This is a genomic window from Pseudonocardia sp. N23 (assembly GCF_002583555.1).
Taxonomy (GTDB): Bacteria; Actinomycetota; Actinomycetes; order Mycobacteriales; family Pseudonocardiaceae; genus Pseudonocardia.
Window position 1 is genome coordinate 42,418 of record NZ_BEGX01000047.1, and the last position, 11,743, is coordinate 54,160.

General features: G+C 71.1%; 10 protein-coding genes. 6 read left to right on the forward strand and 4 right to left on the reverse strand.

Going from position 1 to position 11,743, the window contains the following annotated elements; translation table 11 throughout:
* Positions 1-19: 19 nt before the first annotated feature.
* Complete coding sequence (locus TOK_RS12845; RefSeq protein ID WP_098958081.1) at positions 20-1,339, forward strand: MFS transporter; 1,320 nt, start codon at positions 20-22, stop codon at positions 1,337-1,339.
* Here TOK_RS12845 and TOK_RS12850 read toward each other — a convergent pair.
* Positions 1,302-2,492, reverse strand: a complete 1,191-nt coding sequence (locus TOK_RS12850; RefSeq protein WP_098958095.1) for a CaiB/BaiF CoA-transferase family protein — start codon at positions 2,490-2,492, stop codon at positions 1,302-1,304. The genes TOK_RS12845 and TOK_RS12850 overlap by 38 nt on opposite strands.
* A gap of 138 nt (positions 2,493-2,630) precedes the next feature.
* On the opposite strand from TOK_RS12850, the gene TOK_RS12855 reads away from it, so the two are divergent.
* Entirely contained in the window at positions 2,631-3,968 is a 1,338-nt protein-coding gene (locus TOK_RS12855) for an NtaA/DmoA family FMN-dependent monooxygenase (protein WP_141566372.1), read from the forward strand.
* 49 nt (positions 3,969-4,017) lie between these two features.
* On the opposite strand, the gene TOK_RS12860 is transcribed toward TOK_RS12855, so the two are convergent.
* Complete coding sequence (locus TOK_RS12860; RefSeq protein ID WP_098958083.1) at positions 4,018-4,899, reverse strand: CPBP family intramembrane glutamic endopeptidase; 882 nt, start codon at positions 4,897-4,899, stop codon at positions 4,018-4,020.
* A 292-nt stretch (positions 4,900-5,191) separates the two neighbouring features.
* Here TOK_RS12860 and TOK_RS12865 point away from each other — a divergent pair, with 292 nt between their 5' ends.
* The 3 genes from TOK_RS12865 (at position 5,192) to TOK_RS12875 (ending at position 8,914) form a co-directional block, all read left to right on the forward strand.
* Positions 5,192-7,012 carry a glycoside hydrolase family 15 protein gene (locus TOK_RS12865; protein WP_098958084.1) on the forward strand — a complete coding sequence of 607 codons (1,821 nt, stop codon included), beginning with the start codon at positions 5,192-5,194 and terminating at the stop codon, positions 7,010-7,012.
* 339 nt (positions 7,013-7,351) lie between these two features.
* Entirely contained in the window at positions 7,352-8,248 is an 897-nt protein-coding gene (gene ppk2, locus TOK_RS12870) for a polyphosphate kinase 2 (RefSeq protein WP_098958085.1), read from the forward strand.
* Between the two features lie 99 nt (positions 8,249-8,347).
* Positions 8,348-8,914 carry a TIGR03086 family metal-binding protein gene (locus TOK_RS12875; RefSeq protein ID WP_253258357.1) on the forward strand — a complete coding sequence of 189 codons (567 nt, stop codon included), beginning with the start codon at positions 8,348-8,350 and terminating at the stop codon, positions 8,912-8,914.
* A 95-nt stretch (positions 8,915-9,009) separates the two neighbouring features.
* On the opposite strand, the gene TOK_RS12880 is transcribed toward TOK_RS12875, so the two are convergent.
* Both TOK_RS12880 and TOK_RS12885 read right to left on the reverse strand, forming a co-directional pair.
* A complete protein-coding gene (locus tag TOK_RS12880) occupies positions 9,010-9,390 on the reverse strand; it encodes a hypothetical protein (protein ID WP_098958087.1) in 381 nt (126 codons plus the stop codon).
* Between the two features lie 200 nt (positions 9,391-9,590).
* Positions 9,591-10,094: a helix-turn-helix transcriptional regulator gene (locus tag TOK_RS12885; protein ID WP_098958088.1), complete on the reverse strand. Its 504-nt coding sequence runs from the start codon at positions 10,092-10,094 to the stop codon at positions 9,591-9,593.
* A 524-nt stretch (positions 10,095-10,618) separates the two neighbouring features.
* Between TOK_RS12885 and TOK_RS12890 the strand changes: the two genes are divergently transcribed.
* A partial coding sequence (locus TOK_RS12890) for an ice-binding family protein (RefSeq protein ID WP_216361960.1) occupies positions 10,619-11,743 on the forward strand: 1,125 nt, incomplete at its 3' end.

The window sequence follows — 11,743 nt, forward strand, 5'->3', positions numbered from 1 at the left end:
GATCGGCCGACAGGACGAGATGCGCGCACTACTGCACCACCGGGTCTACCTGACGCTGTTCTGCGCGCAGCTCGTGGCACTCGTCGGCACCGGGCTGGCCACGGTGGCCCTGGGCCTGCTCGCGTACGACCTTGCCGGGGAGAGCGCCGGCGTCGTACTCGGAACGGCGTTGGCGGTCAAGATGATCGCCTACGTCACCGTGTCGCCGGTCGTGGGCGCGTGGGCGGACCGCGTGCCGCGCCGGGTCGTCATGGTGAGCGCAGACGTCGTCCGCGCGCTCGTCGTCCTCGCGCTCCCGTTCGTCAGCCAGGTCTGGCAGGTCTACGCGCTGATCGCGGTCCTGCAGTCGGCGTCGGCGGCATTCACACCGACATTCCAGTCCGTACTCCCCGACATTCTTCCCGACGAGTCCGACTACACGCGCGCATTGTCGGCGTCGCAGTTCGCGTCGGCGGCGGAGACGATTCTGAGCCCGCTGCTGGCCGCCGCGGCGCTCACGGTGCTCACCTTCCACGACCTGTTCGTCGGCACCGCGATCGGCTTCGCCGCGTCGGCCCTGCTCGTCGTGACCACCGCGGTCCCGGCCGCCCGCCGCAGCAGCCGCGACCGTTTCCGCGACCGGCTCTCGTCGGGCGTGCGGGCGTTCGGCGCCGTCCCCGCGCTGCGCGCCGTGGTCGCGTTCGATCTCGTCATCGCCGCCACCGGCGCGATCACGCTCGTGAGCACCGTCAACGTGGTTCGCGACCTGCTCGCCGGCACCGAGGCCGACGTCGCGCTGCTCCTCGCCGTGTCGGGTGCCGGCACCGCGACCGCCGCCGTCGCCACCCCACGGCTGCTGCGTGTCCTGCACGAACGCACCGTCATGCTCGTCGGCTCCGTGGTCGCGCTCGTCGCCGTCGGCGGCGCGGTCGTGCTCGCCGCCGGGGCGTCCTGGCCGCTGGCCTGCGCGGTGTGGGCCGGCATCGGGCTCGGCAACGGACTGACGTTGATGCCGGTCGGCCGGGTGCTGCGCCGAGCGGGCCGTCTCGACGACCGGCCGGCCGTCTTCGCCGCGCACTTCTCGCTGTCACACGCCTGCTGGCTGGTCACCTACCCGTTGACCGGCCGGCTCGGCACCGCGGCCGGGTTCGTCGTGACCTGGTCGGTGCTGCTCGGGCTCGGGGTCGTCGCCGTCGTCCTCGCGGTGGTCTGGTGGCCGCGGCGGCTCACCCGGCCCGTCCTGCACACCCACGACGACACCGCCGAGGGGCACGTCGGCGCAGCCGACCGCACCGGGCACGGCTGGGTCCACAGCCACGAGGTCATGCCGGACGAGCACCACCATCCGGTCCCGGTCTGAGGGCTTCGACCTCGGCCCGGATCGCGGCGGTGTGCTCGCCCAGCGCCGGGACGCGGCCGTCGCGGCGCGGCCAGCCCTCCCCCATCGCGGGCGGGACCAGTGCGGGCAGCGGCCCGACCGGCGACCCGACCTCGCGCCACCGTCCGCGCTCCGCCAGCTGCGGGTGCGCGGCGAGGTCGCGCACGTCGTTGAGCCGGGCGTTGCCGATCCCGGCCTCGTCCGCGCGACGCTGGATGTCCTCGATGTCGTGGCCCGAGCACCAGTCGCGCAGGATCTCGTCGAGCTCGCCGCGAACGCCGACCCGGTCGGAGTTGTGCGCGAACCGCGGATCGGCAGCCAGGTCGGGACGGCCCAGCAGGTCCTCGGTCAGCCGTCGCCACTCCCGGTCGTTCGTCGTGCCCAGCACCACGGTGGCACCGTCGCGCGTCGGGTAGGCGCCGTAGGGAGCGACGGTCGGCGACCCCAGCCCGACCGGCACCATCTCGCCGCCGTGCAGGACCGTGGTGATCGCGAAGCCCATCATCTCGGCGAGGACGTCGAGCATCGCGACGCGCACGACCGTCCCCCGGCCGGTCCGGTCACGGTCGTAGAGCGCGGCGAGCACCGCCGAGTAGGCGTAGAGCGCGGTGCCGATGTCGGCGACCGGCACGCCGGGCTTCACCGGCTGCCCGGGGAGCCCGGTGATCGCGCACGCGCCGCCCTCCGACTGGATCAGCAGGTCGTAGGCCCTCTTGTGGTCGAGCGGGCCGCCGGTGCCGTAACCGGAGATGTCGACGACGATCAGCCGCGGAAAGCGTTCCACCAGGTCGTCGGGTCCGAGCCCGAGACGGCCCAGCGCGCCCGGCGCCAGGTTGCTGACCAGGACGTCGGCCCGCTCCAGCAGGCCCTCGAACACCTGGCGGTCGGCGTCGTCGCGCACGTCCAGCTCGGCGGACTCCTTGCCGTGGTTGAGCCACACGAAATGCGCCGCCATCCCGTGCACGACGCCGTCGTAGTGCCTGCTCGCGTCGCCGACACCCGGGTTCTCGACCTTGATCACCCTGGCCCCGAGATCGGCGAGATGCCGCGTGCACAGCGGTGCGGCGATGGCCTGCTCCAGCGCCACCACCGTGATGCCCGCCAGCGGCGCGGCCCTGGGCTCGTCCTGTTCCACGATCTCCCCCACCTCCGGGATGCGACGTCGTCGTCGACGGACCAAGCATGATCGAGGGTGCCGCACCGCGCAGGAACGACCTCCGGCACAGATGATGGCGTCGGTCCCCGAGTCACGTTGCCGAAGACAGGAGTCCCGTTGAGCGACAGGCTGATGCATCTCGTGGGTTTCTCGCTGTGGTCGCCGTCGGCGCACATGGTGGGCTCGTGGCGGCACCCGGAGAGCCACGGGCCCGGGATGGACTGGGCGAGCCCCGAGCTGTGGCAGCGCATCGCGCAGGACTGCGAGCGCGGCAAGATGGACGGCTTCTTCTTCGCCGTCGGCCTGGCGCCCTACGGCGTCTACCAGGACAGCATCGCCCCCACCCTGCGTGACGGCATCCAGTTCCCCTCACCCGACGCGATGCTCCTGCTCCCGATGATGGCTGCGGCCACCGAGCGCCTCGGGCTCGTCTCGACCCTGTCGACGACCTACAACCACCCGTACGCCGCCGTCCGCCAGTTCTCGACGCTCGACCACCTGACGAAGGGCCGCGTCGGCTGGAACGTCGTCACCTCGTTCCAGCCCCGCGAGGCCGAGGCACACGGGATGGACCCCATCCCGCACGCCGAGCGGTACGAGCGCGCCGCCGAGTACATGGAGATCTGCCACGAGTTCTGGGACAGCTGGGACGCCGACGCCGTCGTCGAGGACCGGGAGAACGGGGTGTGGGCCGACCCCGACAAGGTCCGCGACATCGACTACTCGGGCACGTACTACCGCGCCAAGGGAACCGGGCCGATGAGCCCGTCACCGCAGGGCAAGCCGGTGATCTTCCAGGCCGGCGGCTCCGAGAACGGCCGTGACTTCTGCGCCCGCTGGTCCGACGCCGCCCTGTCGTTCCAGATGAACGTCGTCCAGATGAAGGCCTTCGTCGACGACATGAACGCCCGCGCGGAGAAGTTCGGACGTACCGCCGACCAGCTGAAAAGCTTCTTCGGGGTGCAGCCGATCATCGGGCTCAGCGAGGCCGAGGCCCGGGAGAAGCAGGACTACCTCAACGGCCTCGTCCCGCCGGACGGCTCGCTCGCCCTGCTGTCGGGGCACACCGCGTTCGACTTCTCCACCCTCGACCTCGACGCGCCCGCCGAGGAGATCCCCGACATGCCGGGCATCCGCGGGATCTGGGGCGCCGTCACCAGCCTCGCCGACCACGGCCTCGACGCCATGACGATCCGCGAGGGAGCCCGCGCGTACGGGCAGAGCGTGCTGATGCCGCAGCTGGTCGGCACCCCGCAGCAGGTCGCAGACGAGCTCATCTCCCTCTGGGAGGAGAGCGACGGCGACGGCTTCCTCGTCACCTGCCCCGTGCGGCCCGGCGGGTACGCGGAGTTCAGCGACCTCGTCGTCCCGATCCTGCAGAAGGCCAAGGTCTACCGGCACGACTACGAGGGCAGCACCTTCCGCGAGCACCTCGCCCAGACCACGCTCAGCTGAACCGCGGCTCAGCCCGACGACGCCGGGGCCCGTGTCCCCGGGGAAAGCCCTAAGTGCGCGCCGCGTAGCTCAACCGGCCGCGCGTCGCCACGATCACGATGACCGCGACCAGCCCGAACCCGATCAGTTCGGGGAGCAGCACGTAGTCGTTCAGCAGCGGCGCCGGGAACAGCGGCGCAACGACCTTGTCCGCGAAGGTGTTGAACGACGCGTGCATCAGCATCGTGAGCAGCAGGCTGCCGCCGACGTTGTTGAACACCCAGGCCATGACGATGGTCAGCAGCGTGATCATCACGAGGAACATGATCATGTTGGCCGCGGTCAGCGGTGTCCACACCCCGGACCAGAACAACGGGAAGTGCCACAGCGCCCACAGCACACCGAGGACCGTGGCCCCGGCCAGCGGCCCGAACCGCGCCTGCAGGCGGGGCAGCGCGAAGCCGCGCCAGCCCGGCTCCTCACCCAGCGGGCCGCCGAGGAGGAAGGTCGTGAGGAACGCCAGCGGGTAGCCGGCCACCAGCGCCGACGTCACCGGCTGGACCGACCCGACGGCCCCGGGGACGACGATCGCCCCGACGACCTCGCTCACCGGGATCACCAGCAGGACGAACAGGTACCACCGGAACGGCACGCGCCACTGCACGTACCGGCGCAGCAGCCGCTTCGGGCCCTCCGGACCCTCGGTCACCCGGACCATGACGAACGCCGCCACGGTCGGCCCCGTGAACGTCGCCCCCGCGATCAGCAGGAGCACCACCAGCGGTGGGAGTGTGTAGGGCAACAGCCCCGTCCCCGTGCGGGAAAGGATCACCGGCAGCTCGACCACCCACGCACCCGCGGCGGCGATCACGAAGAACCACACCAGCGGGTGCCGGGCCAGCACACCCACGCGCGCCTCGCCGGATCGTGCGCCGACGTCCGATGTCGTCATGTCGGGCTCTTTCCGCCGCACCGTCACCTCAGGTCATCGACGTCGAGGGGCGCCGGAAGCAGCAGACTAGACTCGGGCGGTCGACGACGACCGTCATTCACTCGATCGTGTGGCAGGCCGGCGGCGGTCAGGCGGCAGGCGGCAACCACCTCGACACGCCGGCAGCACGCTGCCCGCACAGCCGCGACCGCAACGGCGATCGATGTAGCACAGTGGCCGCCGACCACAATGGCTCTGGCGCCCGCGACCCGTCGCTGAAAGTCTGATCTCCCGTCGAGCGAGGGGGAGCCAGATGGTCGAGGCGGCGATCGCCGAACACGGTCTGATCGGGGACCTGCACACGGCCGCCCTGGTCAGCACCGACGGCTCCGTCGACTGGTTCTGCTGCCCGCGGTTCGACTCCCCCACTGTGTTCGGCGCGTTGCTCGACGACGAGAAGGGCGGGCACTTCCGGATCCGGCCCGCCGTCGACGGTTACGACGCCAAGCAGATGTACCACCCCGACACGGCCGTCCTGATCACACGGTTCATCACCGGGGCCGGCGTCGGCGAGGTCGTCGACTTCATGCCGCCCGCGGGGCCGGAGGTGACCGGCCGGCACCGGATCGTCCGGATGATCCGCTGCGTACGCGGCGCGATGTCGTTCGACGTCGGGATCGCACCGCGGTTCGACTACGGACGGGCCCGGCACGCACTGCACCTCACCGACCACGGCGCCGCCTTCGCCACCGACGACCTCACCCTGACCCTGCACAGCGTCCGCGAACCGGGCGATCCGCCGCTCGCCCACGTCGCGGTCGACGACGGCGACCTGCGTGTGCGCGTCGACCTCACGGCCGGTGACCTGCGCGGGTTCGTCCTCGAGGCCGGCGCGGACGGGCCACCGCGCACCCTCCGCGTCGCCGACCTGGGGGAGCTGTTCGACGACACCGTCGGCTTCTGGCGGATGTGGCTCGGGCGATCCACGTACAAGGGCCGCTGGCGGGAGATGCTGGGCCGCTCCGCGATCACCCTCAAGCTGATGACGTACCGGCCGACGGGTGCGCTCGTCGCCGCCCCGACCGCGGCACTGCCCGAGCAGATCGGCGGCGAACGCAACTGGGACTACCGATACACATGGGTGCGCGACGCGTCGTTCAGCGTGTACGCCCTGCTCAAGATGGGATTCACCGGCGAGGCGGCGCAGTTCGTCGGCTGGTTGCGCGACCGCGTCGCCGAGGCCGGCGACGCGGGCTCACCGCTCAAGATCATGTACCGCGTCGACGGTACGTCCGACCTCGTCGAGGAGGAGCTGCCGCACTGGTCGGGCCATCGCGGCTCCCGTCCGGTCCGGATCGGCAACGGCGCCGCCGACCAGCTCCAGCTCGACATCTACGGCGAGGCGCTCGACAGCATCTCCTTCGCAGACCGGCACGGCATCGCCTACGGGCACCGCGGCTGGACGCAGATCGGCGGGATGCTCGACTGGCTGGCCCGCAACTGGGACCAGCCCGAGGAGGGCATCTGGGAGACCCGCGGCGGGCGCAAGGACTTCACCTACGGCCGGCTCATGAGCTGGGTGGCGTTCGACCGCGGCATCCGGATGGCCGGTGAACGCGGCCGCCCCGCCGACGTCGCCGGTTGGACCGCCGCCCGTGACGCGATCTACGACCAGATCATGACGCGCGGCTTCGACGAGGGCCGGCAGGCGTTCGTCCAGCACTACGACGACACGGTGCTCGACTCGTCGCTCCTGCGGATGGCGACCGTCGGATTCGTCGTTCCCACCGACCCGATGTGGCACTCCACCCTCGCCGCGATGGAGGACGGGCTCGTCACCGACAGCCTCGTCTACCGCTACGACCCGGCCGCCTCCCCCGACGGCCTGCGCGGCTCCGAGGGCACGTTCTCGTTGTGCTCCTTCATGTACGTCGACGCGCTGGCCCGCGCCGGACGGCTGGACGACTCGCGGCTGGCGCTCGAGAAGATGCTGACCTACGCCAACCACGTCGGGCTGTTCTCCGAGGAGATCGCCCTGACCGGCGAGCAGATCGGCAACTTCCCACAGGCCTTCACCCACCTCGCACTCATCGACGCGGCGATCACTCTGGACAGCGCGCTCGACGACGTCTGAGCAGAGGTCTCGACGACGGGAGAACATGACCCGGATCACGGCAATGCGGCCTGACCACTGCAGCGAGCACGACGTCGACCAGGACGCCCGGGGCGGCGACCAGGACCCCTGATCGGAGTCGCTCGCTGAACGTGCCCCGGCAGCCGGTCATCCTGCCGAGGAGCAGGACGGGCGCGTCCCGGACCATCGCCCGCCGGTCAGCCGGACAGCACGTCACCGCGCTGTCTGCGCTCGAAGAAGTCGGACGACTGTTGCCACCGCACGCCCGGTCGGACCAGGCTGACCCTCGAATGTCGGCGCGACCGCGCACACGGGACGACACCGCTCGGGACGGCAACGATGATCCACGGCAACTTCCGCGAGTACCTGGACCACCTGCTCCGCAACGGCTACAGCGTGCGTCACGACGCCCACGGCTCCGACCCCGACCTGATCGACCCGGGCGGCGACCCGGTGGAGACCTGGCTCGAGGACTACCCCTACACCGAGCGGCTCGACCGTGACGTCTACGAGGCCGAGAAGTACCAGCTCCAGGTGGAGCTGCTGAAGTTCCAGTACTGGACCCAGGACACCGGCGCCAAGCACGTCATCCTCTTCGAGGGCCGCGACGCCGCCGGCAAGGGCGGCACGATCAAACGGTTCGTCGAGCACCTCAACCCCCGGGCCGCCCGCGTCGTCGCGCTCACCAAGCCCACCGAGACCGAGCGCGGTCAGTGGTACTTCCACCGCTACGTCACGCAGCTCCCCACGGCCGGCGAGATCGTGCTGTTCGACCGGTCCTGGTACAACCGCGCCGGCGTCGAACGGGTCATGGGCTTCTGCACCGACGACGAGTACGACGTCTTCCTGCGCCAGGCCCCGCAGTTCGAGCAGATGCTGATCGAGAGCGGCTTCTCCGTCACCAAGCTGTGGTTCTCAGTCACCCGCGCCGAGCAGCGGACCCGCTTCGCGATCCGCCAGATCGACCCCGTCCGCCGCTGGAAACTGTCCCCCATGGACATCGAGTCCTTGGACCGCTGGGACGCCTACACCGCGGCCAAGGAGGCGATGATCGAGCACACCGACACCGATCAGGCTCCCTGGACGTCGATCAAGAGCAACGACAAGAAGCGCGGACGGCTCGCCGCGATGCGCTTCTTCCTCAGCCAGTTCGACTACCTCGGCAAGGACCCGGCGCTCGTGTACCCGCCCGACCCGCTGCTCGTGCAGCGCGGCCGCGACGCGATCAAGGACTGACCTCCGCCCCGGGTGGCGGCGTGGGCGCCGATGAGTTCGGTGCCGCGGCGTCGTTGCACGGAGCGACCGACGTGAACGACCCCCGAGGAGGCGATCCCCGTGATCCCCGACCAGACACCCGCCGACGAGTACCGCGAGATCGCCGGACGGTTCGGCGAGCTCGTCGATGCCGTGCCCGCCGCTGCCTGGGACCGCCCGTCCCCCGTGCCGGAGTGGACGGCCCGCGACGTCGTCCGACACCTCGTCGAGTGGTTCCCGAGCTTCCTCGCCGGCGGCGCGGGAGTCACCCTGCCGCAGGGACCGAGCGTCGACGACGACCCGTCCGCGGCGTGGCACACCATGAGCAAGGGCGTCCAGTCCCTGCTCGACGACCCCGCGGCCGCCGACACGATGCTGTCGAACCGGCACATCGGCGACGTCCCGCTCCCGCAGGCGGTGTCACGCTTCTTCACCGCCGACGTCTTCATGCACACCTGGGACCTCGCCCGCGCCACCGGCCAGGACGAGACCCTCGACCCCGAACGCTGCGCGATGATGCTGGAGGGGATGACCCCTCTCGACGAGGCGCTGCGCTCCAGTGGGCAGTACGGGCCGAAGGTGCCGGTTCCCGATGATGCCGACGTCCAGACCCGGATGCTCGCCTTCATCGGCCGCGACCCGCGCTGACCTCTGGTCGCGGATCGGATGGGAGGGCCGTACAAGGTTCCCCGCACCATCGACGTCGTCGATGGGCTCGCACGGTGCGGCGGGCACCGTGATCGTCATCCGTCGAGCCACTCCGACGCCTGAGCGGGAACCGGCCCCGCGGACCGCGGCAGCTCGTCGTCGCGCCGGTCACGGACGACACGCAAAGGGACCGCCGGGACAGCAGACGCCGCGGCGCCGACGCCGAGTACCAGCACCCGGATCACGTCGCGCAACGCCCAGTAGTGGTCCTCGGCCGGGCTCTCCGAGTCGAGCACGAGGACCCAGCCCCTGGCCGAGACGTCCAGTCTGGCGACGACGTAGCGCAACGGCCGGTGGCGCACGTCGATGAGCCCGCGCAGGTCGGTGATCAGGTCCTCGACCGCGGCGGCGGCGTCGGGCTCGCCCTGCGGTCGCGTCGTCCGGTCCCGTCTGCGGCGGCGCACACCGAGCTGCATCCGCAGCTCCTCTCGTGTCTCAGCGCGGCGCTGGCATTCGCGAGGTCCTGGCGCTCGTCAGCACTGAGCAGCGGCTCCGCCGGAGTCCCGGCCGGAGCCCAGGCCGTGACGGCCTGCTGCATGGACATCGTCCGACGCTGTGCACACGTTTCACTACCCTGGGCAACTGCAACTGATCGGCGTAGCGAGGCCTCGCCGCGTCAGCCCGTGCCGGAGCCGCCGTCGTCCGTCGGGGTGACCCGCTGACGATGGCGCGAGGGCGCGTCGGCCTTGGGCCATTCCAGTGTCGTTCCCTCGGCGTCCGTCGTCCGCACCACGTCGGCCCCGATCTCGCCCACCGCCACCCTGACCAGCGAGAGGATGGCGTCACGCATCGGCGAGGACAGCCGCTCGGTCCCCGGCGGGAGCAGGTCGGCCAAGGTGCTGCCCTGCGGTCGTACCGCGAGGCCCACGCTCCGGGCGGCGGACAGCACCACGGTCGTGAGGTCGACGTCGAGGGCCACGGCGATCGACGTCAGCGACGCCGGCTCGGGGAACTTGCGTTGCCGCAGCCCCGATCCCAGCTGTTGCCAGCGTGCGCGCGACAGGTCGTTGCCGGATCGCCGGGCCAGGTCGGTGTAGGACCAGCCGTACTGGTCCATCCGCGACCGGATGAGCTCGTGCAGCGGACGGCCCGCGTCCTCGGTCCCGTTCTCGTCGATCAACGATCCGATTCCTCACGGCCCTCGACAGGCTCATCCTGACGTTGGGACCAGTATCGCGGCTCCGCCGACGACAGCGGCAGGACCGTCCGGCGGGTTGCGCACGCTCCTGACGTCCACGTATGCCGATACGTCTATCGATAGTTTGCAAATTGACCAGCTCGACTTGACAGCGTGTGCGGTCGACGACAGTGTGTGACAGGAACACCACACCCCCGACTCACGATTACTGAACCGTCGACGTGACGGTCACGCAGTGCCACGACGGCCGCGCCGGCCGCCCCGAACGACGCAGGTCATAACCGGCCGCGTCGCCTGCGCACACCGCCGACGTTCGGTCACGCCCGGCGGCGCATCTCGATGCGTGACACGACGCATCAGCAGTCGGCCGAGCACGCGATCAGACGGTTCGAACACCGGACCGGACCGACGCGTACCCGTGTGACGACCCGAATCCGGCGTCACGCAATCACGACCCACACGCCACGACGTCTGGGCCGGCCACGACGCAGACAGGGACGAGCCCGATGAGACGCTCCACCACCGAGCCACATGGCAAGCGCACCGCGCTCGGCATCGGCCTGACCACTGCCGTCGCCGTACTGACCGCAGCGCTGATGGTGGCGCTGGCAGGCACCGCGCAGGCCGCCGCCACCGTGGTGGGCCTCGGCACCGCCGACGCCTTCGCCGTACTGGCCGGGACGACCGTCACCAACACCGGGCCCTCGACCATCTCCGGCGACCTCGGCGTCAGTCCGGGCACGGCGATCACCGGCTTCCCGCCAGGCATCGTCAACGGCGTCCAGCACTCGGCCGATGCCGTTGCCGCGCAGGCACAGTCGGACCTGACCGTGGCGTACAACAACGCCGCGGGCCAGGGCCCACCCGCCGCCGTCTCCGCCGACCTCGGGGGGCAGACGCTCGTCGGGGGTGTCTACAACGCGGCAGGCGCGCTGGGCCTCACCGGGACCGTCACCCTCGACGGCCAGAACAACCCGAACTCGGTGTGGGTGTTCCAGGCCGGGTCGACGCTGATCACCGCGTCGAGCAGCCGGGTCCGACTCATCCGCGGGGCCAACGCGTGCAACGTGTTCTGGCAGGTCGGGAGCTCGTCGACGCTGGGCACCAACTCGACCTTCGTCGGCACCGTCATGGCCCTGACCTCGATCTCGGTGCAGACCGGTACGAGGGTCACCGGGCGTGTCCTGGCCCGCAACGGCCAGGTCAGCCTGGACACCAACGTGATCAACCGGCCGTCGTGCGCGACGCCGCCGGCGACGAGCACCACCACCCCGCCGACGACCACCACCACCAGCGTTCCTCCGACCACCACGACGGGCCCGCCCACGACCACCACCACCGGCCCGCCGACGACGACCACCACGGCTCCACCCACGACCACGACCACGACCACGACCACGACCAGCGCTCCCCCCACCACGACCAGCCGCACGAACGGTGGCGGGGGTAACGGCAGCGGCGGCGGCGGCGGCGACAACGGCGGCGGCAGCGGCAACGGTGGCGGCGGCAACGGCGGCGGCAGCAGCAACGGTGGCGGCGGCAACGGCGGCGGCAACGGCGGCGGCAACGGCGGCGGCGGCGGTGGCGGCGGCGGCGGCGGCAACGGCGGCGGCAACGGCGGCGGCGGCAAC